The sequence below is a fragment of the Pseudomonas fluorescens genome, from assembly GCF_018614655.1.
GTDB classification, from domain to species: Bacteria; Pseudomonadota; Gammaproteobacteria; order Pseudomonadales; family Pseudomonadaceae; genus Aquipseudomonas; species Aquipseudomonas fluorescens_BX.
Window position 1 is genome coordinate 335,506 of sequence record NZ_JAGGOG010000003.1, and the last position, 25,359, is coordinate 360,864.

Annotated in this window: 22 protein-coding genes; 13 read left to right on the plus strand and 9 right to left on the minus strand. The window is 60.3% G+C overall.

All coding sequences use genetic code 11. From position 1 onward, the window contains the following. Positions 1-719: 719 nt before the first annotated feature. Complete coding sequence (locus J7E41_RS04205) at positions 720-2,642, minus strand: sigma-54-dependent Fis family transcriptional regulator (RefSeq protein ID WP_214990347.1); 1,923 nt, start codon at positions 2,640-2,642, stop codon at positions 720-722. 290 nt (positions 2,643-2,932) lie between these two features. On the opposite strand from J7E41_RS04205, the gene exaC reads away from it, so the two are divergent. From exaC to J7E41_RS04250, 9 genes are all read left to right on the plus strand, one after another. Next, positions 2,933-4,453, plus strand: coding sequence for an acetaldehyde dehydrogenase ExaC (exaC, locus tag J7E41_RS04210; protein ID WP_169356546.1), 1,521 nt, complete (start codon positions 2,933-2,935; stop codon positions 4,451-4,453). A gap of 123 nt (positions 4,454-4,576) precedes the next feature. Next, positions 4,577-6,010 carry an ethanolamine permease gene (gene eat, locus J7E41_RS04215; RefSeq protein WP_214990349.1) on the plus strand — a complete coding sequence of 478 codons (1,434 nt, stop codon included), beginning with the start codon at positions 4,577-4,579 and terminating at the stop codon, positions 6,008-6,010. Positions 6,011-6,062: 52 nt separating this feature from the next. Then, on the plus strand, positions 6,063-7,457 hold the full coding sequence (locus J7E41_RS04220) for an ethanolamine ammonia-lyase subunit EutB (protein ID WP_214990351.1): 1,395 nt from the start codon (positions 6,063-6,065) through the stop codon (positions 7,455-7,457). 11 nt (positions 7,458-7,468) lie between these two features. Then, positions 7,469-8,299, plus strand: coding sequence for an ethanolamine ammonia-lyase subunit EutC (gene eutC, locus J7E41_RS04225; protein WP_435304111.1), 831 nt, complete (start codon positions 7,469-7,471; stop codon positions 8,297-8,299). A gap of 90 nt (positions 8,300-8,389) precedes the next feature. Next, entirely contained in the window at positions 8,390-8,848 is a 459-nt protein-coding gene (locus J7E41_RS04230; RefSeq protein ID WP_214990355.1) for a GNAT family N-acetyltransferase, read from the plus strand. 318 nt (positions 8,849-9,166) lie between these two features. Further along, positions 9,167-9,823: a DedA family protein gene (locus tag J7E41_RS04235; protein ID WP_214990356.1), complete on the plus strand. Its 657-nt coding sequence runs from the start codon at positions 9,167-9,169 to the stop codon at positions 9,821-9,823. Positions 9,824-9,829: 6 nt separating this feature from the next. Continuing rightward, positions 9,830-10,642, plus strand: a complete 813-nt coding sequence (locus J7E41_RS04240; protein WP_214990358.1) for a zinc-dependent peptidase — start codon at positions 9,830-9,832, stop codon at positions 10,640-10,642. A 111-nt stretch (positions 10,643-10,753) separates the two neighbouring features. Beyond that, positions 10,754-11,281 (plus strand): inorganic diphosphatase, encoded by a 528-nt coding sequence (gene ppa / locus J7E41_RS04245; RefSeq protein WP_048724712.1) that lies wholly within the window; start codon positions 10,754-10,756, stop codon positions 11,279-11,281. Between the two features lie 223 nt (positions 11,282-11,504). After that, a complete protein-coding gene (locus J7E41_RS04250; protein WP_214990360.1) occupies positions 11,505-12,278 on the plus strand; it encodes a LexA family transcriptional regulator in 774 nt (257 codons plus the stop codon). 331 nt (positions 12,279-12,609) lie between these two features. Here the strand turns inward: J7E41_RS04250 and J7E41_RS04255 are convergent, their stop codons facing one another. From J7E41_RS04255 to J7E41_RS04290, 8 genes are all read right to left on the minus strand, one after another. Beyond that, positions 12,610-13,995 (minus strand): aspartate aminotransferase family protein, encoded by a 1,386-nt coding sequence (locus J7E41_RS04255; protein WP_214990363.1) that lies wholly within the window; start codon positions 13,993-13,995, stop codon positions 12,610-12,612. Between the two features lie 11 nt (positions 13,996-14,006). Further along, positions 14,007-15,479 (minus strand): NAD-dependent succinate-semialdehyde dehydrogenase, encoded by a 1,473-nt coding sequence (locus tag J7E41_RS04260; RefSeq protein ID WP_214990365.1) that lies wholly within the window; start codon positions 15,477-15,479, stop codon positions 14,007-14,009. Positions 15,480-15,687: 208 nt separating this feature from the next. Then, a complete protein-coding gene (locus J7E41_RS04265; RefSeq protein ID WP_214990366.1) occupies positions 15,688-16,170 on the minus strand; it encodes an Lrp/AsnC family transcriptional regulator in 483 nt (160 codons plus the stop codon). Between the two features lie 28 nt (positions 16,171-16,198). Next, positions 16,199-17,200, minus strand: a complete 1,002-nt coding sequence (gene doeB / locus J7E41_RS04270) for a N(2)-acetyl-L-2,4-diaminobutanoate deacetylase DoeB (RefSeq protein ID WP_214990368.1) — start codon at positions 17,198-17,200, stop codon at positions 16,199-16,201. A 3-nt stretch (positions 17,201-17,203) separates the two neighbouring features. Further along, positions 17,204-18,394, minus strand: coding sequence for an ectoine hydrolase DoeA (gene doeA / locus J7E41_RS04275; RefSeq protein WP_214990370.1), 1,191 nt, complete (start codon positions 18,392-18,394; stop codon positions 17,204-17,206). 39 nt (positions 18,395-18,433) lie between these two features. Beyond that, positions 18,434-19,426, minus strand: coding sequence for a cyclodeaminase (locus J7E41_RS04280; RefSeq protein WP_214990372.1), 993 nt, complete (start codon positions 19,424-19,426; stop codon positions 18,434-18,436). Between the two features lie 33 nt (positions 19,427-19,459). After that, positions 19,460-20,431 carry a hydroxyectoine utilization dehydratase EutB gene (gene eutB, locus J7E41_RS04285; RefSeq protein WP_214990374.1) on the minus strand — a complete coding sequence of 324 codons (972 nt, stop codon included), beginning with the start codon at positions 20,429-20,431 and terminating at the stop codon, positions 19,460-19,462. A gap of 97 nt (positions 20,432-20,528) precedes the next feature. Then, complete coding sequence (locus tag J7E41_RS04290; RefSeq protein ID WP_214990376.1) at positions 20,529-21,923, minus strand: PLP-dependent aminotransferase family protein; 1,395 nt, start codon at positions 21,921-21,923, stop codon at positions 20,529-20,531. 271 nt (positions 21,924-22,194) lie between these two features. Here J7E41_RS04290 and ehuB point away from each other — a divergent pair, with 271 nt between their 5' ends. The 4 genes from ehuB (at position 22,195) to ehuA (ending at position 25,310) form a co-directional block, all read left to right on the plus strand. Then, on the plus strand, positions 22,195-23,052 hold the full coding sequence (gene ehuB / locus J7E41_RS04295) for an ectoine/hydroxyectoine ABC transporter substrate-binding protein EhuB (RefSeq protein WP_214990378.1): 858 nt from the start codon (positions 22,195-22,197) through the stop codon (positions 23,050-23,052). 67 nt (positions 23,053-23,119) lie between these two features. Next, positions 23,120-23,779: an ectoine/hydroxyectoine ABC transporter permease subunit EhuC gene (gene ehuC, locus J7E41_RS04300; RefSeq protein ID WP_214990380.1), complete on the plus strand. Its 660-nt coding sequence runs from the start codon at positions 23,120-23,122 to the stop codon at positions 23,777-23,779. Then, on the plus strand, positions 23,776-24,432 hold the full coding sequence (gene ehuD / locus J7E41_RS04305; protein ID WP_214990382.1) for an ectoine/hydroxyectoine ABC transporter permease subunit EhuD: 657 nt from the start codon (positions 23,776-23,778) through the stop codon (positions 24,430-24,432). Before ehuC ends, ehuD begins: the two co-directional genes overlap by 4 nt. A gap of 83 nt (positions 24,433-24,515) precedes the next feature. Further along, the gene (gene ehuA, locus J7E41_RS04310) at positions 24,516-25,310 is read left to right on the plus strand and encodes an ectoine/hydroxyectoine ABC transporter ATP-binding protein EhuA (protein ID WP_214990509.1); all 795 of its coding nucleotides are present in this window, start codon (positions 24,516-24,518) and stop codon (positions 25,308-25,310) included. Positions 25,311-25,359: the final 49 nt, after the last annotated feature.

Genomic DNA, 25,359 nt, shown 5'->3' on the forward strand with positions numbered 1-25,359 from the left:
GCCCGCCGGCCGCCACCGCGTTCGTCTCCCTGGTTTGGGACGCCAGTGCCTTGAATTTATCGGCTGCCGACGAGCTACCACCGACTGCAGCCGGTTGTGACGCGCCACTCGCGGGTGAAGGTACCGGCTTTTTCGCCCCAAGCGCCGCCTGGAGCTTGGTCGCCGCATCATTTACCTCGGGCTTGGGAAGCCTACCTCCCGGGGTGCCAGGAAGGCTGGGAGTATGAGAGACCCGGGAGCCGGAGCCAGAGGGAAAAGACGGCAAGGACGGTCGCCTGAAACCACTAAAAAGCCCGCGTTTATTGCGCACAAGAGGCTGCTGCGAAGTATCCGTGATAGGTAACTCCGTATGAGTGGGATCATTAGCCTCATACGGTTCATTGGCGCTCCCTACCGTCTTGGCGTCAGCCCTATTAGCCGGCGGCGCTGGCGGCTGATTAGTCTGTGGAGCATCGGACTGCCCATAGAGTTGAGGCACAGGATAGTTTGTTGGAGTTGTAATATTCATGTGTATTCACTCAAGTAAGTTTAACCTGACGATGGGGCGCACGGTACGCTACACCCCTATCCAATCAGTGAAAAAACAACCTGAATAGTTCCTGACCAGAGAGATAACTCCAGCGGATAAAACACATCAGAGCCAGTAAGAACAAGGCCCGAATCAGCACAACCACTGAACTTTCCGACAATAACAAACAAACGTTAGTTACCCGCCCCATCTACCGTGCAATTGAACGAACGATCCCATGTTTTCGCAACTTTCGATAAAGCGTGTTACGACTAATCCCTAACTGTTCTGCGCAATGGCTTATATGCCAACGTTGCTGCTCCAGAACGTCGAGCAATGCCCCGCGCTCAGCATCACCCAACGGCGAGTCCGAAGACGTCTCCAACACCACAGCATGCGATCGCGTTTGACGAATCATGACAGGCAAGTCCTGAAGCCCGACGTGCCCGTCTTCACATAAGGCCGCCAACGTGCGCAACACCGTGCGCAACTGCCGCACATTCCCCGGCCAGGCAAATGCCAGCAGCGCCTGACGCGCCGATGCATCCAGTAACACCGATTGCTCCCCCGCCTCTTCCGCCAGCAGGAAATCCAGCAACTGCGACTTGTCAGTACGCTCACGCAGCGGCGGCAGGGCAACTTCCAGGCCATTAAGCCGGTAATACAAGTCCTCGCGGAAGCTACCGTCCTGCACCCGCGCCAACAAATCACGGTGAGTGGCACTGATGATGCGCACGTCTACCGCCTGCGGCTCGCCGCCGATGGGCACCACCAGGCGATCTTCCAACACTCTTAATAGACGAGTCTGCAAAGCCAGGGGCATGTCGCCGATTTCGTCGAGGAACAAGGTCCCTCCGTCGGCCTGTTGCAGCTTGCCGCGCATGCCTTCCTTGCGGGCACCCGTGAAACTGCCGCCGCGATAGCCGAACAGTTCACTTTCGATCAGGCTTTCCGGAATCGCGGCGCAGTTGAGGGCAACAAACGCCTTGTCCGCCCGCAGACTGGCGTGGTGTACAGCTTTGGCGAAAGCTTCCTTCCCGGAGCCGGTTTCACCGTTGATCAGTAAGGGCACGTCGCGTTCGAACACCCGCAATGACTTGCGAAAATCCTCTTGCAGCGCCGCGTCCGCCAGGCAGATGCCCGACAAGCGTGGCCGTTCAACACCCGGCGGCGCCTTGACCAGCGGACTCGGCACGCTGCGCGGCTGCCCGCGCAACACCGCGAACAGCCCGCGCCCATCACGGGTACGCAGCGGCCAACTGGCGCTGGCATTGGCACTGGCGCGACCGAGCAGCTCATCCAGCGAGCAGTCGAAAAACGCCTCCACCGGCTGCCCCAACAAGCCGCCGCGCATTTGCCCCAGCAGGTTCAGCGCGCTCTGGTTGACCGCGCAGATCCGCCCTTCACCATCAAACGCCAGCAGCCCTTCACTGAACAGCCCCACCGACTCGGCCTGCAAATGAAAACGCAACAGCCAGTGGTTCTCGAAATGCCGCAGGAAGTAACAACTCTCAATCATCTTCGCCGAGAGGTTGACCAAGGCCATGGTGTGGAACTGGCTCTGACGCGACACCGCTTCCCGGGCCGAGGACACATCGAGCACCGCCAGCAGTTCGCCATGAGGGTCGAACACCGGGCTGGCGGAACAGGTCAGGCCGGTGTGTCGGCCACGGAAGTGTTCGTCGCGATGAATGGTCAGCGACTGACGCTCAACCAGGCAGGTGCCGATGCCGTTGGTACCTTCGCAGGCTTCGCTCCAATCGGCGCCGAGCCACAGCCCGGCGCGTTCGAAAATCTTGCGTTCGCTGGGGGCGGTGACACAGTTGAGGATCACCCCACGCGCATCCGTCAGCAACACCGCGTGACCGGCACCGGAAAGCTGTTGATGCAGGCTGTTCATTTCACTGCCGGCGATGCGCAGCACTTGTTGCAGGCGCTCGCGACTCTCCAGCAAACGGCCGTGCTCCAACACCGTCGGGGCGATGGTCAGGGCAGGATCGAGGTGATAATCCTCCAGGCAACGCAACCAGGAGCGGGCAATGGAGGGGTCGCTGCCGGGACCGTGCAAAGGGTCCTGGCCGCGGGTGACGGTCAGCACTTGCTGGGCATGACGACTGAAATGATCGTTGTGCATGTTCTTATTGTTCTCCTGCTGCGTAATACACGTCGCGAACCGGGACGCCCAGCATCCCCCAGCCTTCCCGCCATTGCAATCCCGACTCGACCCACCGGTCACAGGCTGTATCGCTTATGGCACAAACTGTCACTCAGGCTGTACCAGCCTTGTCACACCGCCTCCCCGCAACACACCACAAAGCCTTGATTTACCTGGCCTGCACGGCACTGGCCCGACCTTTGCTCTACGCTTTAACAAGCACAACAGTGCGTCCTCCAATAAACACAAAAAGCCAGGAGATACCCACCATGCGTTACGCACACCCCGGTACTGAAGGCGCTATCGTTTCGTTCAAGGCCAAGTACGGCAACTACATCGGCGGCGAATTCGTTGCGCCGGTAGACGGCAACTACTTCACCAATACTTCGCCAGTTAACGGCAAGCCAATCGCCGACTTCCCACGCTCTACCGCCAAAGACATCGACAAAGCGCTGGACGCCGCCCATGCCGCCGCTGACGCCTGGGGCAAGACCTCAGCCCAGGACCGCTCACTGGTGCTGCTGAAAATCGCCGACCGTATCGAACAGAACCTTGAACTGCTGGCCGTCACCGAAACCTGGGACAACGGCAAAGCGGTACGCGAAACACTCAACGCCGACATCCCCCTCGCCGCTGACCACTTCCGTTACTTCGCGGGTTGCATCCGCGCCCAGGAAGGCAGCAGCGCCGAGATCAACGAACTCACCGCCGCCTATCACTTCCACGAGCCCTTGGGCGTGGTCGGCCAGATCATCCCGTGGAACTTCCCGCTGCTGATGGCCGCCTGGAAACTCGCGCCAGCTCTGGCCGCCGGTAACTGCGTGGTGCTCAAACCCGCCGAGCAAACCCCGCTGGGCATCAACGTGCTGATGGAGTTGATCGGCGACCTGCTGCCGCCTGGCGTGTTGAACGTGGTCCACGGCTTCGGCAAAGAAGCCGGCGAAGCTTTGGCCACCAGCAAGCGTATCGCCAAGATCGCCTTCACCGGTTCCACGCCTGTGGGCTCGCACATCATGCATGCGGCGGCCGAAAACATTATTCCGTCCACCGTTGAGCTGGGCGGCAAGTCGCCGAACATCTTCTTCGCCGACATCATGAAAGCCGAGCCGCAATTCATCGAGAAAGCGGCCGAAGGCCTGGTGCTGGCGTTCTTCAACCAGGGCGAGGTCTGCACCTGCCCATCCCGCGCGTTGGTGGAAGAGTCGATCTACGACGACTTCATGAAAGTGGTGATGAAGAAGGTCGAGTCGATCAAACGTGGCGACCCGCTGGACACCGACACCATGGTCGGCGCCCAGGCGTCCGAGCAGCAATTCGACAAGATCCTGTCCTACCTGGAAATCGCCAAGGGCGAAGGCGCCGAGCTGCTGACCGGCGGCAAAGTCGAGAAGCTGACTGGCGATCTGGCCACCGGCTATTACATCCAGCCGACCCTGCTCAAGGGCACCAACAAGATGCGGGTGTTCCAGGAGGAAATCTTTGGCCCTGTGGTGAGCATCACCACCTTCAAGGACGAAGCCGAAGCCCTGGCGATTGCCAACGACACCGAGTTTGGTTTGGGTGCCGGCTTGTGGACCCGCGACATCAACCGTGCATACCGCATGGGCCGCGCGATCAAGGCCGGGCGTGTCTGGACCAACTGCTATCACCTGTACCCGGCGCACGCCGCGTTTGGTGGTTACAAGAAGTCGGGGGTTGGCCGTGAAACCCACAAGATGATGTTGGATCACTATCAGCAGACTAAAAACCTGCTGGTGAGCTACGACATTAATCCGTTGGGTTTCTTCTAACGCATTAGCAGGCAACCCGCTCCCACACTAGCCACCTCCCACATGTGTTTTTCACAAGTACTCGGCATCTCATCCAGCTCAACTAAGCCGAGCTAAAACAATAAGAATCAGAGGTACTTCCTCATGCCTAGCGAACCCACAGGCTCCTCCGTCGATTTCGAAAAAGTCGGCTCCGACTATTTCCAGCAACGTGAACTGAAAAAAGGCGCCGCCGGATGGGTGCTTTTAGTCGGCCTCGGCGTTGCCTATGTCATCTCCGGCGACTACGCCGGTTGGAACTTCGGCTTGGCCCAAGGCGGCTGGGGTGGCATGTTCCTCGCCACATTGCTGATGGCCACCATGTACCTGTGCATGTGTTTCTCATTGGCTGAACTGTCTTCCATGATTCCTACAGCGGGCGGTGGCTACGGCTTTGCTCGCAGTGCATTCGGGCCCTGGGGTGGATTTCTCACCGGCACCGCGATCCTGATTGAATACGCCATCGCACCCGCCGCCATCGCGGTGTTTATCGGCGCCTATTGCGAGTCGCTGTTCGGTATTGGCGGCTGGATGATCTACCTGGCGTTCTACATCATCTTTATCGGCATCCACATCTTCGGGGTCGGTGAAGCGTTGAAGCTGATGTTCGTGATCACCGCCGTCGCCGCGATTGCCCTGAGCGTGTTTTTGGTAGCAATGGTGCCGCATTTCAACGTCGCCAACCTGCTGGATATCCCGGTGACCGAGGCCAAGGGCGCGAGCACCTTCCTGCCGTTTGGTTATGTCGGCGTGTGGGCGGCGATTCCCTACGCGATCTGGTTCTTCCTCGCCGTTGAAGGCGTGCCGCTGGCGGCCGAAGAAACCAAGAACCCGAAACGCGACCTGCCCCGCGGCCTGATCGGCGCCATTGTGGTACTGACCAGCTTCGCCCTGTTGATTCTGGTGATCGCACCGGGCGGCGCCGGCACTCAGGCACTGGTGGCCTCCGGCAATCCGCTGGTGGAAGCCTTGGCCAAGGCCTATGGTGGCTCGACCTGGATGGGCAGCTTCGTCAACCTGGTAGGCCTGGCTGGGCTGATCGCGAGCTTTTTCTCGATCATCTACGCCTATTCCCGGCAGATCTTTGCCTTGTCCCGTGCAGGCTACCTGCCGCGCAAGCTGTCGCAGACCAACAAGAGCAAGGCGCCAGTATTGGCCCTGGTCATCCCCGGCATCATCGGCTTTGGTTTGTCGCTGACCGGGCAAGGCGACCTGCTGATTCTGGTGGCGGTGTTCGGCGCCACCATCTCCTACGTGCTGATGATGGCCGCGCACATCACCCTGCGCATCCGTCGCCCCAAAATGGACCGTCCGTACCGCACACCGGGCGGCATCTTCACCTCAGGCGTGGCGCTCGTGCTGGCGTGTATCGCCGTAGTAGCGGGCTTTCTGGTGGATCCGCGGGTGGTGATTGGCGCTGCGATCATCTATGGAGTATTAATTGCTTACTTTGCTTTCTACAGTCGGCATCACTTGGTAGCAGGCACGCCGGAAGAAGAGTTTGCGGCGATCCAGGCCGCAGAGGCCGCCTTGCACTAAACGCCGTAAACCTCGGTGCGCACATCAGTGCGCACCGTCATGGAGACTCTGTATGGCAAGTTTTTCCCACGCGGTTGGCGCATTCACCTACCGCTTCGACAGCCTCAAGGACGTCATGGCCAAGGCCAGCCCGGCACGCTCCGGAGACTTCCTCGCCGGTGTCGCGGCGCAGAACGACGGTGAACGGGTTGCAGCGCAAATGGCCCTGGCCAATATTCCGTTGAAACACTTCCTCGAAGAAGTGCTGATTCCCTATGAAAGCGACGAAGTTACCCGGCTGATCATCGACACCCACGACAAGCACGCGTTTTCAGTGGTCAGCCACCTGACGGTTGGCGGCTTTCGCGATTGGCTGCTCAGTGACGCGGCCGATGAACAAAGCCTGCGAGCCCTGGCGCCAGGGCTGACACCGGAAATGGTCGCCGCCGTGTCGAAGATCATGCGCGTGCAGGACCTGGTGTTGGTGGCGCAGAAGATCCGCGTCGTCACACAGTTTCGCGGCACCATGGGCCTGCGCGGGCGCCTCTCCACACGCTTGCAACCCAACCATCCGACCGATGAACCGGCCGGCATCGCCGCCAGCATTCTCGACGGCCTGCTCTACGGCAACGGCGACGCGATGATCGGCATCAACCCGGCCACCGACAGCATCGCCTCGATCTGCGCCATGCTGGAAATGCTCGACGCAATCATCCAGCGCTACGACATCCCGACCCAGGCCTGCGTGCTGACCCATGTCACCACCTCCATCGAAGCCATCAACCGCGGTGTGCCGCTGGACCTGGTGTTCCAGTCGATCGCCGGTACCGAAGCAGCCAACGCCAGTTTCGGTATCAGCCTGAGCGTGCTGCAGGAAGGCTATGACGCCGGCTTGAGCCTCAATCGCGGGACCTTGGGGCAGAATCTGATGTACTTCGAAACCGGCCAGGGCAGCGCCTTGTCGGCCAACGCGCACTTTGGCGTGGACCAGCAAACCTGTGAAACCCGCGCCTACGCCGTGGCCCGCCATTTCAAGCCATTTCTGGTAAACACCGTGGTCGGTTTTATCGGCCCCGAGTACTTGTACAACGGCAAGCAGATCATCCGCGCCGGCCTCGAAGACCACTTCTGCGGCAAGCTGCTGGGCGTGCCCATGGGGTGCGACATCTGCTACACCAACCATGCCGAAGCCGACCAGGACGACATGGACACCCTGCTGACCCTGCTGGGGGTGGCCGGGATCAACTTCATCATGGGCATCCCCGGTTCCGACGACATCATGCTCAACTACCAGACCACTTCGTTCCACGACGCGTTGTACGCCCGACAAACATTGGGTTTAAAGCCGGCGCCGGAATTTGAACAGTGGCTGGCGAAAATGGGCATCTTCACGCAGGCCGACGGCAAAGTGCATTTCGGCAACAGCCTGCCGCCGGCCTTCCGCCAGGCCTTGGCGCAATTGGGATGAAGGAGCCGCCTATGCCTATCGATACCCCTGAAACCCTTCCGGACAACCCGTGGCTGGAGCTGCGCCGCCTGACGCCCGCGCGAATTGCCCTGGGCCGCACCGGCACCAGCATCCCCACCGGTGCGCAGTTGGATTTCCAGTTTGCCCACGCTCAAGCGCGGGACGCCGTGCATCTGCCTTTCGACCATCCCGGCCTGAGCAGTCAGTTGACAGCGCGCGGCCGCGATAGCCTGTTGCTGCACAGTGCCGCCGTTGACCGTCACAGCTACTTGCAACGTCCGGACCTGGGGCGGCGCCTGAGTGACGAGTCGGCCCAAACCCTGCGCGATTACGCCCAAGCCAACCCGGGCGGCGTGGACCTGGCGGTGGTGGTGGCCGATGGTTTATCCGCCCTGGCAGTGCATAAACACACTCTGCCGTTTCTGACGCGCATGGAGGAACAGACCCACGCCGAAGGCTGGTCGCTGTCGCCGGTGATTCTGGTGGAACAGGGCCGGGTGGCGGTGGCCGATGAGATCGGTCAGTTGCTGGGGGCAAAAATGGTGGTGATCCTGATCGGCGAACGGCCGGGGCTCAGCTCACCGGATAGCCTGGGGCTGTACTTCACCTACAACCCCAAGGTCGGCCTGACCGATGCCTATCGCAACTGCATTTCCAACGTGCGCCTGGAAGGCTTGAGCTACGGCATGGCCGCTCACCGACTGTTGTACTTGATGCGTGAAGCCTGCCGCCGACAGTTGTCCGGGGTCAATCTCAAGGATGAAGCCCAGGTTCAGACGATCGAATCGGACAATCCGGACCTGATGAAAGGCAACTTCCTGCTCAGCCCGCCGGAGGACTGATCCCGACACGATTGCGATTTTTCACAGCTTTAGGCAGCATCAAGCCACGGCCGCTCGTGTCGTCGTACCCACTGGAAGTTGAGGCCTAGCATGCGGATTACTCAAGCGACCCTGGAACACCTGGACCTGTTGACTCCGCTGTTCGTCAAATACCGTGAGTTTTATGGTGCACTGCCCTTCCCTGACTCGTCTCGGGCCTTTCTGGAGAAGCGTCTGCGGCGCAAGGAGTCGGTGATCTACCTGGCACTGCCAGATGACGATGACAGCAAGCTGCTCGGGTTTTGTCAGCTGTATCCGAGTTTTTCGTCGCTCTCGCTGAAACGGGTGTGGATCCTCAACGATATCTACGTGGCCGAAGATGCCCGACGCCAGTTGGTGGCCGATAACCTGATGCGTACGGCGAAGAAGATGGCCAAGGAGACGCATGCCGTGCGACTGCGGGTGTCGACCAGCAGTGACAATGAAGTGGCGCAGAAGACCTATGAGTCGATTGGGTTTCGGGAAGACACAGAATTCAAGAACTACGTGCTGCCCCTCAGTGACGAGTAATCCCGATTGATCCAACCTACTAGCCTGTTCGCGATTGCTTGTAGCCGCTGCCGAGGCACGAGGCTGCGATGGGCTTGGTGCGGCATCCCGACGAAGCGGCCCCAAAGGCGGTCCTTCGGACACGCATCGCAGCCTCGTGCCTCGGCAGCGGCTACAAGCAGCGACATCCCCCGCTACAAAACCAACACGCTTTTCACCTCTCTATCCGTATAATGCCGAGCTTTCAGGGTCGTAAGAAACGCGGCAACCCCGTGTAGTCTTATTACCCGAAGCCTCCGCACAGGTCCGCTGAGTCGGCCATTCACACAGGTGCCATCCATGGATTTCAACCCGCTCGACCTTATCCTGCATCTCGACGTATACCTCGACATGCTGGTAACCAACTACGGTCCGTGGATCTACGCCATTCTGTTCCTAGTGATCTTTTGCGAAACCGGCCTGGTGGTCATGCCGTTCCTGCCGGGTGATTCCCTGCTGTTTATTGCCGGCGCCGTAGCCGCTGGTGGTGGTATGGATCCAGTCTTGCTGGGTGGGCTGCTGATGCTGGCGGCGATCCTCGGCGACAGCACCAACTACGTCATCGGACGAACGGCCGGGGAACGCTTGTTCAGCAACCCCAACTCGAAAATTTTCCGCCGCGACTACCTGCAAAAAACCCACGATTTCTACGACAAGCACGGCGGCAAAACCGTGACCTTGGCGCGCTTCCTGCCGATCCTGCGGACTTTCGCACCGTTCGTCGCAGGCATCGCCAAAATGCCTTATCCGCGATTCTTCGGTTTCAGTGTCTTCGGCACCGTCATCTGGGTCGGTGGCCTAGTCACCCTCGGCTACTTCTTCGGTAACGTACCGTTTATCAAGAAAAACCTGTCGCTACTGGTGGTGTTTATCATCCTGCTGTCCCTGGTGCCGATGATCATTGGCGTAGTCCGCAGCCGTTTCAGCCGCACCTCGTCAGAAGCCAATACGAACTGATCGACGATGTGGTCCCTCAGCGCCTGGCGTCGCCGGCGCCTTCTGGCCAAGCACCCGATTGCCGATGACACCTGGCAGCGGGTGCGCCAGCACCTGACCTTTCTCGACGGCATCAGCGTCGAGCAGGACCAATGGCTGCGCGAAGCCTGCGTGGTCTTTCTCGCCGAAAAACACCTCACCGCCCTGCCCGGCGTCGAACTGCATCAGGAACAACGCCTGCTGCTCGCCGCCCAGGCACAACTGCCGCTGATGAACCTCGGTGACCTCGACTGGTACCAGGGTTTCCACGAAATCGTCCTTTACCCCGACGACTTCCTCAGCCCCCAGCGCCACCGTGACGCCAGCGGCGTCGAACACGAATGGGACGGCGAGCACAGCGGCGAAGCCTGGCAGCAAGGCCCGGTGATCCTGGCGTGGCCCGGCGTATTGGCCAGCGGCAACTGGGAAGGCTACAACCTGGTGATCCACGAATTGGCCCACAAACTGGACATGCTCAACGGCGACGCCAATGGCCTGCCACCGTTGCACAACGACATGCGCGTGCAGGAATGGGCCAGCGTGATGCAAAACGCCTACGACGACCTGAACCGCCAGCTTGATCGCAACCCCGACGCCGAGACCCCCATTGACCCCTACGCCGCAGAAAACCCGGCGGAGTTCTTCGCCGTCACCAGCGAATATTTTTTCAGTGCCCCGGATTTGCTGGTCAGCACTTATCCACAGGTCTACGCGCAGCTGAGCCACTTTTACCGTCAGGATCCATTGGCCCGCCTCGCCCGACTGCAAGCCAGCGACCCGCGCTATCAAGCGCAACACTGAAGGCTGTACGACGTCTGGCACATGGCATCGGCCGCAGAATATGCCTATAATCGCCGCCACTTTCAGGCCAATCCGGCCAAGTTTTATGGCCAACTACGGGGGCAACGCCCAATGAGCTACAGCAAGATTCCGGCTGGCAAAGACCTGCCGAACGACATCTACGTCGCGATCGAAATTCCGGCCAACCACGCGCCGATCAAATACGAAATCGACAAAGACAGCGACTGCCTGTTCGTTGACCGTTTCATGGCCACCCCAATGTTCTACCCGGCCAACTACGGTTTCATCCCCAACACCCTGGCTGACGACGGTGACCCCCTCGACGTGCTGGTCGTGACCCCTTACCCGGTCACCCCAGGCTCGGTCATCCGCGCTCGCCCGGTCGGCATCCTGCACATGACCGACGACGGCGGCGGCGATGCCAAAGTCATCGCAGTCCCACACGACAAGCTGTCCCAGCTGTACGTCGACGTGAAGGAATACACCGACCTGCCGCCACTGCTGCTGGAACAGATCAAGCACTTCTTCGAAAACTACAAAGACCTCGAAAAGGGCAAATGGGTGAAGATCGAAGGTTGGGGCAACGCAGACGCCGCCCGCGCCGAGATCATGAAGTCGGTAGCCGCCTACAAAGGCTGATACCTGCTACTCATTGCGCAAGCGATAAAAAAGCCCCGATCATTCGGGGCTTTTTTTGTGTGAAAAACACAAACACTCACTCAACTAAATAAACAAAAACCAGCTCAATGTTTAACTAACAACATGAAGAGAAAGATCAATCATGCAATAAGGAAATACCTACAAAAGCATCTCAACGCATAGTTTATTTGATCTAGTTTTCCGGCCAGTAAACTCTGCGTTTATGAATACATCAGGTGATCGCTTAAGAGCGCTACTTCGGGAAGTTCATCTTTCCGCTTCCGACTTCGCCAAGAACCGCGGTGTCACGCCCCAGCACGTGAACAACTGGCTCAAACGCGGCGTCCCCATGGGCCGACTCGAGGAGTTCGCCGAACTGCTGTGCGTCACCAGCCGTTGGCTACGCACCGGAGACGGTCCTAAACATCCACTCATAACCTTCCAACCGGTAAACCCCGACGCCAACAACGCGCACCCCGCTCGGGAAGACAACGGCAACTACCTCGTCACTCCGGCCAGCGGCCCGGAAAAAATCGACGTGGAAATCCCCCTCCATAGTTCCTTCAACTCACAAGAAAGCATCCGGCTCTCGCTGCAAACCCTTGAAACCCTCAACGTCGCCCCCGAACGTGCCTTGGGCGCCTACATGGTCGGCAACAGCATGACCGACATCATCCAGGACGGCTCCACCCTCGCCATCGACCGCGGCCGCACCCGAATCATCGACGGCGCAATCTACGCCCTCGAGCACGACGGCATGCTGCGCATCAAACACCTCTACAACCGGCCCGGCGGCGGCCTGCGCTTACGTAGCCACAACAGCGCCGAACATCCCGACGAGTTTCTGACCTACGACCAGCGGCACGAACAGAACCTGAATATCCTGGGCTGGGTATTCTGGTGGTCCACCCTCAATCACTGCCTGCCGCCCGTACCGCTGGATGAGCATCTATTGGGCTACGAAGGCTCTAAATCGGATCTGAAGCTGGGAAATTAAAGCGAATGTGGGTATAGTGCGCGGCACATTTGGCAGGGGTTGGCGTGAAGCCACGTGCCCTGCCCGGCGATGCGGAGGAGTTCCCGCTGATGCCCCCTATCACGCAGGCGAGAGTCTGGGTGAATGATTTGAAGGCTGGTGAGATTTACCAAAAATAGATTGAACCAGTCCCCGAGAAGCCGGCCACAAGCCGGCTTTTTAATACCCGGAAAAAACCGCCCTCTCCCACTCCCCTCCAAAGAGCAGAGCAAGGCTGACTTTTCACCGCTACACGAAAGGCAGCCATATACAGGTCAACCGCTCCTACATTTTGATTTGGGAAAGTGCTTGTCTAGCCAAGAACCTCGCTGGCCACCTGATCAATCGCCCCCTTGGTGATATCAACCATCAAGTCCGCTTCTTCCTCCGTCAGCACCAGCGGTGGGGCGAAACCCAGTATGTCGCCGTGGGGCATTGCACGGGCGATCATGCCCCGCTCCAGGCAGGCAGCGGAAACTTTGGGGCCGACTTTCAGCGCAGCATCAAACGGTGTGCGCTGTTCGCGGTCGGCCATGAACTCGACAGCGGCGAGCATGCCGTCTCCGCGCACTTCACCGACTAACGGGTGGCCTTCGAGAGCTTCCCGCAGGCGGCGGTTAAGGTAGCTGCCAACTTTATCGGCATTGGCGGTGAGGTTTTCGCGCTCCAGGATGTCAAGGTTCGCCAAGGCGGCAGCCGCACAGATCGGGTGGCCGGAGTAGGTCCAGCCGTGACCCATAGCGCCTTCAGCCTCAGAAGCTTTTTCAATCACGCTCCAGACTTTTTCGCCAATGATCACGGCCGACAAGGGCGCATAGGCGCTGGTCAGGCCTTTGGCGGTGGTGATCAGGTCGGGGCGCATGCCGTAGCGCTGGCTGCCCATTTTTGAACCCAGGCGGCCGAACGCGCAGACCACTTCGTCGGCAATCAATAGCACGTCGTATTTAGTGAGCACGGCCTGGATCGCGGCCCAGTAGCCCGTCGGAGGAACAATGATGCCGCCAGTGCCCATCAGCGGTTCGCCGATGAAAGCAGCGACGGTGTCGGGGCCCTCGGCGAGGATCATTTTTTCCAGTTCATCAGCGCAGTAGCGCACGAATGTCGCTTCGTCCATGCCGGCAGGCGCCTTGCGGTACCAGTGCGGGCAGACGGTGTGCAAGATGCCTTGTTCCGGCAGGTCGAAGTGCTGATGGAAAGCGGCCAACCCCGTGAGGCTGCCGGTCATGATTCCTGAGCCGTGGTAGCCACGGTCGCGGGAGATGATTTTCTTCTTCTGCGGGCGGCCCAGGACGTTGTTGTAGTAACGCACCAGTTTGATCTGGGTTTCGTTGGCGTCGGAGCCGGACAACCCGTAGTAGACCTTTTTCATGCCTTCGGGCGCCCAGTCCATGATGCGGCTGGACAGTTCGATGATGGCCTCGCTCGAGTGGCCGACATAGGTGTGGTAGTAGGCCAGTTCTTTGGCTTGTTTGTAGATGGCCTCGGCGACTTCGGTGCGGCCGTAGCCGATGTTGACGCAATACAGGCCGGCGAAGGCGTCGATGAATTCGCGGCCTTCGTGGTCACGGATGCGGATGCCGGAGGCACTTTTGATGATGCGTCCCTTGAGTGCGCCACTGGCATGCTCATGGGCGTGGGTCGAGGGGTGCATGAAGTGTGCGCGGTCTTGTTCGAACAGGGTTTCGAGGGCGTGGCTCATGGCGGATCTCCTTAGAACTGGCCTTGGTGGTGCAGGCAAAAGTATTTGGTTTCGACAAAGGCTTCGAAGCCTTCGGTGCCGCCTTCACGGCCCAGACCGGAGGCTTTCATGCCACCGAAGGGGATCGGGTGCCCCGTGAATTTGACGCCGTTGACAGCCACCATCGCGTGGTCGAGTCGGCGGATCAGCGGGTAAATCAGATCCAGGCGATTGGAACAAATATAGGCAGCCAGGCCGTATTCGGTGTCGTTGGCCAGTTCGATGGCCTGCTCCAGGGTGTCGAACGGCATGACGCCAGCGATGGGGGCAAAGTTTTCTTCGCGGTAGATGCGCATCTGTGGCGTGACGTCGGCCAGCACGGTGGGCTGGTAGAACAGCCCACCCAGAGCGTGAGCTTCACCGCCCACCAAGCGTTGGGCGCCCAGATGCAGCGCGTCGGCCACACGCTCGGCGGTCGCGTCGAAGGCCGCCTGGTGCATCAGCGGGCCAACATCGACGTCTTGTTCTTGCCCGCCCAGCAACGCCGGCCCGACCCGCAGGTCACGTACCGCGGCGGCAAAACGGCTGAGGAAAGCCGGGTAGATCGAACGGTCAACCAGAATTCGGTTGGCGGCGCAGCAGTCCTGGCCGGAGGTCTGGAACTTGGCCTGCACGGCGACGCTCACCGCCAGTTCCAGGTCGGCATCGGCACAAACAATGAAGGGCGCATTGCCGCCCAGTTCCAAGGCGACCTTTTTCACGTCCTGGGCCGCCGCTTGCAGCACCAGCTTGCCGACACGTGTGGAGCCCGTAAAGCTGACGGAGCGCACGCGGATGTCCTGAACCAGGGTTTGCATGGTCATCTGCGGCTCGCCCAACACCACATTGAAAACCCCGGCCGGAAAACCTGCCTCTTCGGCCAGTTGGGCCAAGGCCAGGGCGGAATACGGGGTTTCATGGGCCGGTTTGATCACCACGGTGCAACCGGCAGCCAGCGCAGCAGCGGCTTTGCGGGTGATCATCGCTGAAGGGAAATTCCACGGCGTCAGCAGCGCGCAGACGCCGACCGGTTCCTTGAGCGTGCCCAGGTGCGCGCCGGGGATGTGGCTGGGAATGTTCTGCCCGTAGAGACGCCGGGCTTCTTCGGCGAACCAGGGGATAAAGCTGGCCGCATAGGCGATTTCGCCACGGGCCTCGGCCAGGGATTTGCCTTGCTCTTGGCTGAGGATGCGGGCCAGGTCTTCTTGGTGCTCGAGAATCAGCGTTGCCCAGCGTCGCAGGATCGTGGCGCGGGCATCGAGGCTGTGTTGGCGCCAACGGGCAAAGGCGCGGTGCGCGGCGTCGACTGCGGCGGTGATTTGCAGCGGGTCCAGCAGCGGTACGTGGCCGATCAGTTGCTGGTTGGCGGGGTTATGCACCGCGACACTATGGCCGCTGTCGCTGTGAACCCAATGACCGTCGACGTAGCACAGTGCTTTGAACAACAGGGGATGTTTGTATGTCATGGCTCGCGCTCCAAACCTTTGGCGTGGAACCATGCTAGGGCAGGCAGACTGCAGTAATTTGGGGTTTGGCGGGGTGTGGCAGGTGGTTTTTCCTGAATGGCTGCGGTTAATCGGCGGTTTTTGCGGTGCGAAACCAATACCGGATTCAAGCCCGCAGAGAATCAAACAGGTAGGCGCGGGCTTGCTCGCGAAGGCGCATGTCCGTCACCTAACGTGTCGCTTGCATGACCTCGGCCGGCAAGGCCCCTGCCGTCTTAATGGTCTTGGTGACGATGTAGGTGAAATAGCGCTCGATGCCCAGATCGTCCAGCAGCAGTTGGTCGATGAAGCGCTGGTAGTGATCAATATCCGGGGCCTGGATCATGGCCATGTAATCAACCCCCCCGCCGGTGGCATAGCAGAAGGCAACTTCAATAGCCTCGCCCATGCGCTGCTCGAAACGCCGCATGTCCTGGGCCGTGTGGCGAGCCAGGGTGATTTCCACCAGTACTTGCTGGCTTTTGAACACGGCGTTCCAGTCGACCTGGGCACGGTAGCCTTTGATCAGGCCCAGCGCCTCCAGTTTGCGCACGCGCTCCCAGGCCGGGGTCACCGACAGGTTGATGGCCTCGGCCAGGCTCGACTTGGTGATGCGCCCATCCTCAGAAAGGATGCGCAGGATTTTCAGGTCATAGCGGTCGAGTTTGTGCATGGCCGTGGGTCTCCAGAACGATTACGTTTCAGGTCAGCACTTCGGCGATAACCGCCACCGTATCCCCTCGCTGTACCAACCCCGGGAAATGCCGTGCAGCCAATAAACCACCGCGCGCCGCGCGGTACTCCACCGGCGCGACACCGCTGCGGGTGGCGTCATACACCCGAGCGATCACCTCGCCCCGGGTTACGATGTCGCCCAGGTCCCGGCACATCTCCAGCAAGCCGTCGTGCTCACTGGCGATAAAACAATTGGCATCGGGCATATCGAGCATCGTGGATTCCCGGTGCTCGACCTCACCCTGAAGAATTCCGGCATGTACCAACAGGTTACGCACGCCGCGCTCTGCAATCGCCACGCTGTGCGCCGTGGACGAGCCACCGCCACCCAGTTCGGTCGTCACAAAAACCTTGCCCTGGTTCTCGGCGGCGGTGTCGTACATCGCGCCGGCATCCAGTTCCAGCATGCGCATGCTGTAGGGCGCATTGAAGGCGCGCATGCCGGCTTCGCATTGGGCCTGCTGCTGTTTATCGGGCAGCACGTGGCAGGCGGCGAACGGCAGGAAATCCAGGGTGCGGCCACCCGAGTGAATGTCCAGCACGATATCGGCCAGCGGCAACAATGTACGGGTGAAATAGTCGGCGATTTTTTCGGTCACGGTGCCGTCCGGCTTGCCGGGAAAGCTGCGATTGAGATTGCCTTTATCGATAGGTGAAGTACGCCGCCCGGCATGAAAGGCCGGGGTGTTCATGAACGGCACAATGATCAGCCGGCCACTGACGTCAGCCGCGCTCAAGCCTTGGGCCAATTTGCTCAGGGCGACTGGGCCTTCATATTCATCACCGTGGTTACCGCCGGTGAGTAGCGCGGTCGGCCCCCGGCCACGCTGGATCACGGTGACGGGAATCATCACCGCGCCCCAGGCCGAATCGTCCCGGGAATAAGGCAGTTTGAAAAAACCGTGCTGCACGCCGTCGCGACTGAAATCCACGGTGGCGCTGATCGGGTTGTCAGGCAGGTCGCTCATGGTTCAATCCTTGACGAACAGTTGGCGTGGCACGTTGCACAGCGTCTCGACGCCGGTCTCGGTGATCAGGATACTTTCGGTGATTTCCAGACCCCAATCGTCCATCCACAACCCCGGCATGAAGTGAAAGGTCATGCCCGGCTGCAACACACTGGTGTCGCCAGGGCGCAGGCTCATGGTGCGCTCGCCCCAATCCGGTGGATAACTGATGCCGATCGGGTAACCGCAACGGCTGTCCTTGTGGATGCCGAACTTCTCCAGCACCTTGAAAAACGCCACGGCGATGTCGCCGGTGGTGTTGCCCGGCTTCGCGGCATCAAGGCCGGCGGCAATACCTTCGACCACGGCTTTTTCGCCTTCGATAAAGTGCTGTGGCGGCTTGCCCAGGTAGATCGTGCGCGACAATGGGCAGTGATAACGTTTGTAGCAACCGGCAATTTCGAAGAAGGTACCGGCGCCTTTTTCGAACGGCGTATCGTCCCAGGTCAGGTGGGGCGCGCTGGCGTCGGCGCCGGTGGGCAACAGCGGCACGATAGCCGGGTAATCACCACCGTGGCCATCGGCACCGAGAATGCCGCTGCTGTAGATTTCGGCCACCAGTTCGTTTTTGCGCATGCCCGGTTCGATGCGCTCGAGGATGCGCCCGTGCATGTTTTCGACAATGCGCGCGGCGATGCGCATGTAGGCAATTTCCTGAGGGGACTTGATCGCCCGCTGCCAGTTCACCAGCCCCGCCGCGTCGAGCAAGGTGGCGTGCGGCAGGTGTTTTTGCAGCGACAGGTAGGCGGCGGCGCTGAAGTAGTAATTGTCCATTTCCACGCCGATATTCAGCGTGTCCCAGCCTCGAGCACTGATGACTTCCCGCGACAGATAGTCCATGGGGTGACGCTCACGGGACTGCACGTAGATGTCCGGGTAGCCGACGATGTTCTCGTGCTGCATAAACACCGTGCGCTTGGCACCGTTGGCGTCCTGGCCGCGTCCGAACCACACCGGTTCGCCGTCGAGGGCCAGTAACACACACTGGTGCACATAGAACGACCAACCATCGTAGCCCGTCAGCCAGGCCATGTTGGACGGGTCAGTGACCACCAGCAGCTCAATGCCCTGCCCTTGCATGGCCCGCCGGACCTTGGCCAGGCGCTGGGCGTATTCCGCTCGCTCGAACGGTAGATTGACGACTATCTGAGACATGCACATGCCCTCTGATCAATAACGCACGGATGAAGTGAATCAGCTGGAAAACTGAAAACCCTTGCCGGCCGAACACGCACGCTCGAACGCCAGGTTGGCCATAGCCGTGTCCTGGGCGCCGGTGCCGGTCAGGTCGCACAGGGTAATTTGCGCAGCATCGCTACGGCCGGGACGCTGGCCTGCCAGTACCTGGCCCAGTTCCGCCAGGCGCGATTCGTCGAGCGCAATACCAGCCACCAAGGCGTGGTGCAGCTCGCCGAGAATGCGGGTCTGGCTCAAGCGATCCGCCACATAACGGTCGACCCTGGCCAGGGCCTGGGGGGCGATCTCGTTTTTGTGTTCGGCATCGGAACCCATGGCGGTGATATGCAGCCCGGGGTGCAAGTGGCGGGCCTGGATCAAGGGCTCGCGGCTGGGGGTACAAGTGATGGCGATGTCCACGTCGGCCAGGGCCTCGTCGATGCTCGCGCATGCAATGACCACCAGGCCGCTGCTACGTAACAGATCGGCGCAAAAGTCCTGCGCCTTGGTGCTGTCCCGTGCCCACACGCGAACCTGTTCAATCGGTCGCACCAGGCGCAGCGCCTGCAATTGCAACGCCGCCTGCTCACCGGCGCCAATCAGCGCCACGCTGCGACTGTCGGGCCGCGATAATAAACGCGCCGCTACCGCACCGGCAGCAGCCGTACGCACGGCCGTCAGGTAACCGTTATCCAGCAACAGCGCCTCCAGCAAGCCGGTGCGGGCCGACAACAGCATCATCATGCCGTTAAGGCTCGGCAGGCCGAGTGCGGGATTGTCGAAAAACCCTGGGCTCACCTTGATCGCAAACCGCGCGAGACCCGGCAGGTACGCCGTCTTCACGTCCACTTCACCGTTATGCTCAGGGATATCCAGGCGCAGAATGGGCGGCATCGCGACGGCCGCCGTGGCCAGCAGCACGAAAGCCTGTTCGATGGCTTCAATACTGGGTAAGTCCAGGGCCACGCAGGCGCGCAGATCGGCTTCGTTCAACAGCGTGACTTGACTCATCAACAGGGCGCTCCCATTCGTTATTGTTGTGATTTACGCATCCAGGCCATTGAGCACGCGCAGGTGTTGATCGCTATCAACGTTGCGACCACTGACCACCACCACGATCGGCCCACGGGCTTCGATCAAGCCATCGAGCAACGCGGCGATACCCACCACCGCCGCGCCTTCCAGTACCAGTCGCTCATGGTGATAGGCGTGGCGCAGGGCGTTGGCGATGGAGGCTTCGCTGAGCAAGTGCAGGTGATCGCAAAGATCGCGGGTCATGCTGAAGGTGTAGCGATTGTCCAGGCCGATGCCGCCCCCCAGGGAGTCGGCGAGGGTCGTCCGCTCTTCGACTTCCACTGGATGACCGGCCGCAAGGCTGGCCTGCATGGCTGCACCCCGCTGCATACTGATAGCGTGGGTGACGACCTGCGGGCTGGCGCTTTTGATCGCCAGCGCGACGCCGGCGAACAACCCGCCGCCGGATAACGGCACAAGGACTTGCGCCACATCGGGCTGTTGTTCAAGGATTTCCAGGCCCAGGGTGCCCTGCCCGGCAATGATCGCCGGGTGATCGAACGGTGGCAGCAGGGTCGCGCCTTGCTCACTGGCAATCCGCTCGGCTTCACGCTGGGCATCATCCTGAGAGTGGCCGACGATGCACACCTGAGCACCCAGCTCACGAATCGCCTGGACCTTGTTCGCCGGCACCAACTGCGACAAGCAAATGGTGGCCCTGACCCCTTGGCGGGACGCGGCGTAAGCCAGGGCGCGGCCGTGATTACCCGTGGAGGCCGCCACCACGCCACGCGCCTTTTGCTCGGTATCCAGTTGCGCCACGGCGTTGCTCGCACCGCGTAATTTGAAGCTGCCAGTGATTTGCTGGGATTCAAGCTTGAGGTACACCGCCACGCCCATTCGTTGAGAAAGGCTCGGCGAATACTCCATGGCGGTACGTCGCACCTGCGATTCAATCCGCTGACGCGCGAGGTAAATATCGTTTAGCTGCAACCTTGGCATGACCGCTTCCCACAGGGATGTTGGGCGCAGTCTAAGAGGGCTGGATTGTCGCAATGAATGTACTAGGGCAATTTAGCCGACAAACTTTTTTGTCCGGTCAAAAGTCATGAATTTGCGGGTATTGGCCGAATATCTCGCGCATGCCTATCAGCGCATTGCGCATTTCTTCATCGCTGCATTCGGCACCGACACACACACGCACGGCCCGGGGCCGCGGGGTGCCGCGCACGGTGAAGGGGTCGGGTGAGGTGACCGCAATATGTTTGTGGCGCAGCGCCCGCACCAGGCTGTCGAGCTCCCAATGGGACGGTATCCCGACCCAGGCGTTCAACGCATTAGGATGTCGACCCAGCAGGTATTCATCCAGGTATTCGCTGACCATCGCCTGGCGCCCGGCCAGCAGTTTGCGTTGCAGGGCCACCAGCGTGTCGGCGCGACCGTCGCGAATCCAGCGCGCCGCGATCTCCGACACCATGGGCGTCGCCATCCAGCTGTTGACCCGCAAGATGCTCTCGGTGCGCAGTGCCAGACGTTTGGGTACCACCAGGTAACCGATGCGCAAACCGGTGAGCACTGACTTGGTCATGCTGGTGCAATAGAACGACAGCTCCGGCAGGTAATGACTGATAGGCGGGGCGCGCTGCTCATCCAGCAGCGGACCGTATACATCGTCCTCGATAATGTGCACGCCGAAACGCCGGGCTATGTCGGCGATCTCGCGGCGACGGCTGTCGGGCATCAGACTGGTGGTCGGGTTATTCAGGTTCGGGGTGCAGACCAGTGCGGTGATCCGCTCATTGCTGCACATGTCCTCGAAATGCTCCGGGTCGATGCCATGGCGATCCGTCTCCAGTCCCTTGAGGGTAAAGCCCAGCACCTGGGAATTGCCAATTACGCCATGGTCGGTGAGCCCTTCACACAACACCACATCATCAGGGCCAGCCAGCGAGGCCAACGCCAGGAAGATGCCGTGGGCGGCGCCGTTGGTGATCAGAATGTCATCGCGCTCGACCCGTAGACCCTGGCGGCCGATCCAATGCATGGCCGCTTCGCGGTGGGACTCGAAACCGGCAATCGGACGAAAGGCATGAATCCATGGCTGGTCGTCTTCGGTGCTGAGCTCGCGACAGGTCTCGCGCCAGAATTGGTCGTGTTCACGGGTGTGCAGGATGCGCGTGATGGAAAAATCCACCAGTGCACGCTCGGGGCTATCGAGGATGTATGTCGCCACCCGGTCACTCATGCGCCGTGAGACAAAGCTGCCACGCCCGACTTCGCACCGCACCAGGCCCTGACGCTCCAGCTCCTTGTAGGCATTGGTGACCGTTTGCACGCTGATGCCCATGGCATCGGCCACGTGCCGTTGCGGCGGCAGGCGTTGATCGTTGGCGAGCACGCCTTGCTCGATGTCGTCAGCAATCGCCTGGACCAGGATTTTGTATTTGGACTCACCGCTGCGGGCGATGCTCAAGGCTGCTTTCCACGTATCCATCGGTGCTAATAACCCGCGTAAGTGCCAGTGCGGACAGCATCCCGCGAGAATCCGTACAAAGCAATTGTCCTAGTGCAATGCCATGATGGCTGGGGCTTTTGTATGCTCGGTCCAAGGTCGATCCACGGGTTGCTCGTCAAACCCTCACAACAAAACCAATCGACCTGTACCGGCGCGCTGCAACCAGCCCTCGTACGCTTTGCTCTTGTAACACTGCCTCCTACCACAGAGCCGTCGACGACGGGTCCACAAGAAACAGGAGATTTTACCGATGAGCAATTCCACCCTCCGTACTCCCCCTGCATGGCGTCACCTGTTTGTGACGTGCGCGATGCTTGGCGCGGCCGTCAGTGCTCAGGCCGCCACCACCCTGGAAACCATCCAGAAAAACAGCAGTATCCGCATCGGTTACGCCAATGAAACGCCGTTTGCATTTACCGAAACCGATGGTCGGGTAACCGGTGAGTCACCGGAAATCGCCAAGGCGATTTTCGCCCAAATGGGCATCAAGCAAGTCGATGGTGTACTGACCGAGTGGGGCTCGTTGATCCCCGGCCTGCGCGCCGGGCGGTTCGATGTGATTGCCGCCGGCATGTACATCACCCCGGCCCGCTGCAAACAGGTGCTGTTCACCGACCCGCAGTATCAACTGCCAGACGCCCTGCTCACCGCCAAGGGCAACCCGCATAACCTGCACAGCTATGAAGACATCGCCAAAAACCCCGAGGTGAAACTGGCGATCATGGCCGGTACCGTGAACCTGGCTTATGCGCGGGACTCCGGGGTCAAGGACGCGCAGATCCTGCAAGTGCCGGACACCACCGCGCAGCTGCAAGCGGTGCGCGCCGGACGTGCCGATGCTGCCGTCGGCACTCAATTGACCATGAAAGGCCTGGCCGCCAAAGGGGGTGAAAAGGTCGAAGCGGTCACCGAGTTCAAGGATGACCCTTCGCATATCGGCTACGGCGCCCTCGCCTTCCGCCCGGAAGACAAGGACCTGCGGGATGCGGTCAATGCCGAACTGAAAAAATGGCTGGGCTCCGAAGCGCATCTCAAGGCCGTCGCGCCTTTCGGTTTCGACCAATCCAACGTGACAAGCAAAACGGCTGCAGAGCTCTGCGCTCAATAGTCGGGACAGGCATGGCGCCACACGCGATGCCTATTTTTCTGCTTAATCCGAATGGCCAGGTCGAACCATGGGTGAATTACTTCCGCTGTTGATACAAGGCGCCTGGGTCACGCTCCAGGTGACATTTTTCGGTTCGCTGTTGGCAATTGTCGCGGCGATTCTTGCGGCGTTGGGGCGCATGTCGCCCTGGCGGTCACTGCGCTGGTTTTCCATTGCCTACATTGAAGTGTTCCGCGGCACGTCATTGCTGGTGCAGTTGTTCTGGCTGTTTTTCGTGCTGCCGTTGCCGCCGTTCAATCTTGAACTGAGCCCCTACAGCGTGGCCATTGTCGGCCTCGGCCTACACATTGGTGCTTACGGGGCGGAGGTGATGCGCGGGGCGATCAGTTCGGTGGCCAAGGGTCAGTACGAAGCGTCCACGGCACTGAACTTCAGCGGCTACGCGCGCTTTCGCCGGATCATTTTGCCCCAGGCCTTGCTGGCAGCGATCCCGCCGGGGACCAACCTGCTGATCGAGTTGCTCAAAAATACCTCGCTGGTGTCGCTGATCACCTTGTCCGACCTGAGCTTCCGTGCCCGGCAGTTGGACCAGGCCACGTTCCAGACGCTGGAAATCTTCAGCCTGGCCTTGCTGATGTATTTCATCCTGGCCCAGGCCATCAACCTTGGCATGCGCAGCCTTGAGCGGCGTCTGGCGCGCGGGCGGATGCGTGGGGGTTTGTCATGACGTTGTTCGACTGGAGTTATGCGTGGCAAATCCTTCCCGATCTGCTGCGTGCCTCGCTCAATACAGTGGGCATCACGTTGATCGGTTTTCTGATCGCCATTGTACTCGGCTTGTTCCTGGCGATTGGCCGGCGCAGCCGACGGCTCTGGTTGTCATGGCCGGCCACTGGGGTGATTGAGTTCATTCGCAGCACACCACTGCTGATCCAGGTGTATTTCCTGTACTACGTGCTGCCCAACTACGGCGTCAGTCTGAGCGCGATGCAGGTGGGTATCCTGGGCATTGGCCTGCATTACGCCTGCTACATCGCCGAGGTCTATCGCGGCGGCCTTGACGCGGTACCCCGGGCGCAGTGGGAGGCGGTGACCGCCCTGAACATCGCCCCGTACAGCGCCTATCGCAACATCATCCTGCCCCAGGCCTTGCGGCCGATCCTGCCGCCGCTGGGCAACTACTTGGTGGCCATGCTCAAGGACACGCCGGTGCTGTCGGCGATTACCGTGGTGGAGATCATGCAACAGGCCAAGAACATCGGTTCCGAGAACTTCCGTTACCTGGAGCCGATCACCATGGTCGGCCTGTTTTTCCTGGCCCTGAGCATCGCCCTGGCTTATCTGGTACGGCGCCTTGAAGCGCGCCTGGAGCTACGCTAATGACCTCTCTGTTGTTTTCGACATCCAGCGCGCTGTTCCAGCGCAACAACCCGTCACCGCTGCAACCGCAGGAGGCCACGGCCATGCAGACACCTGACCCGGCCAAGCCGATTGTCAGTTTTCAGGACGTCACCAAGAGCTACGGCAGCTTCACCGTGCTCGATCACTTGAACCTGGATGTCACGCCGGGAGAAAAGGTCGCAATCATCGGCCCCAGCGGCTCAGGAAAATCCACCCTGCTGCGGGTATTGATGACCCTTGAAGGCATCGACGACGGCGTGATCCGTATCGAAGATGATTTGCTGACCCACATGCCTAATCGCAACGGCGTACTGGTGCCGGCCAATGACCGACATATCCGTCGCGTGCGCGGCAAGATCGGCATGGTGTTTCAGAGTTTCAACCTGTTCCCGCACATGACGGCGCTGCAAAACGTCATCGAGGCGCCTGTACAAGTCCTCGGCATGAAACCAGCCGAAGCCCGTGAACGAGCGGCAGACTTGCTGGAACTGGTGGGCCTGGGCAGCAAACTGGGGCATTACCCATCGCAACTGTCTGGCGGCCAACAACAACGGGTGGCAATTGCCCGGGCGTTGGCGATGCGGCCCAAGGTCATGCTGTTCGACGAAGTGACCTCGGCCCTCGACCCGGAGCTGTGCGGTGAAGTGCTGAATGTGATTCGCAAGCTGGGTACCGAACATAACCTGACCATGCTGATGGTCACCCATCAGATGGGCTTCGCCCGGGAGTTCGCCGACCGTGTGTGCTTCTTCTACAAAGGACAGATTCACGAGCAGGGCACACCGGCGCAGATCTTCGAGCATCCGCAACAGGAGCGGACCTGTGCGTTTCTTAGTGCGGTGAAAGAGGCTAACTAGCGGGAAGGCAAACCCGCAGAATTCAATGAGTTGAATCGCCGCTCCGTGT

Coding starts and splice junctions, on each gene's coding strand:
- J7E41_RS04205 (WP_214990347.1), bottom strand. CDS start 2,642: ATGCACAACGATCATTTCAGTCGTCATGCCCAGCAAGTGCTGACCGTC.
- exaC (WP_169356546.1), top strand. CDS start 2,933: ATGCGTTACGCACACCCCGGTACTGAAGGCGCTATCGTTTCGTTCAAG.
- eat (WP_214990349.1), top strand. CDS start 4,577: ATGCCTAGCGAACCCACAGGCTCCTCCGTCGATTTCGAAAAAGTCGGC.
- J7E41_RS04220 (WP_214990351.1), top strand. CDS start 6,063: ATGGCAAGTTTTTCCCACGCGGTTGGCGCATTCACCTACCGCTTCGAC.
- eutC (WP_435304111.1), top strand. CDS start 7,469: ATGCCTATCGATACCCCTGAAACCCTTCCGGACAACCCGTGGCTGGAG.
- J7E41_RS04230 (WP_214990355.1), top strand. CDS start 8,390: ATGCGGATTACTCAAGCGACCCTGGAACACCTGGACCTGTTGACTCCG.
- J7E41_RS04235 (WP_214990356.1), top strand. CDS start 9,167: ATGGATTTCAACCCGCTCGACCTTATCCTGCATCTCGACGTATACCTC.
- J7E41_RS04240 (WP_214990358.1), top strand. CDS start 9,830: ATGTGGTCCCTCAGCGCCTGGCGTCGCCGGCGCCTTCTGGCCAAGCAC.
- ppa (WP_048724712.1), top strand. CDS start 10,754: ATGAGCTACAGCAAGATTCCGGCTGGCAAAGACCTGCCGAACGACATC.
- J7E41_RS04250 (WP_214990360.1), top strand. CDS start 11,505: ATGAATACATCAGGTGATCGCTTAAGAGCGCTACTTCGGGAAGTTCAT.
- J7E41_RS04255 (WP_214990363.1), bottom strand. CDS start 13,995: ATGAGCCACGCCCTCGAAACCCTGTTCGAACAAGACCGCGCACACTTC.
- J7E41_RS04260 (WP_214990365.1), bottom strand. CDS start 15,479: ATGACATACAAACATCCCCTGTTGTTCAAAGCACTGTGCTACGTCGAC.
- J7E41_RS04265 (WP_214990366.1), bottom strand. CDS start 16,170: ATGCACAAACTCGACCGCTATGACCTGAAAATCCTGCGCATCCTTTCT.
- doeB (WP_214990368.1), bottom strand. CDS start 17,200: ATGAGCGACCTGCCTGACAACCCGATCAGCGCCACCGTGGATTTCAGT.
- doeA (WP_214990370.1), bottom strand. CDS start 18,394: ATGTCTCAGATAGTCGTCAATCTACCGTTCGAGCGAGCGGAATACGCC.
- J7E41_RS04280 (WP_214990372.1), bottom strand. CDS start 19,426: ATGAGTCAAGTCACGCTGTTGAACGAAGCCGATCTGCGCGCCTGCGTG.
- eutB (WP_214990374.1), bottom strand. CDS start 20,431: ATGCCAAGGTTGCAGCTAAACGATATTTACCTCGCGCGTCAGCGGATT.
- J7E41_RS04290 (WP_214990376.1), bottom strand. CDS start 21,923: ATGGATACGTGGAAAGCAGCCTTGAGCATCGCCCGCAGCGGTGAGTCC.
- ehuB (WP_214990378.1), top strand. CDS start 22,195: ATGAGCAATTCCACCCTCCGTACTCCCCCTGCATGGCGTCACCTGTTT.
- ehuC (WP_214990380.1), top strand. CDS start 23,120: ATGGGTGAATTACTTCCGCTGTTGATACAAGGCGCCTGGGTCACGCTC.
- ehuD (WP_214990382.1), top strand. CDS start 23,776: ATGACGTTGTTCGACTGGAGTTATGCGTGGCAAATCCTTCCCGATCTG.
- ehuA (WP_214990509.1), top strand. CDS start 24,516: ATGCAGACACCTGACCCGGCCAAGCCGATTGTCAGTTTTCAGGACGTC.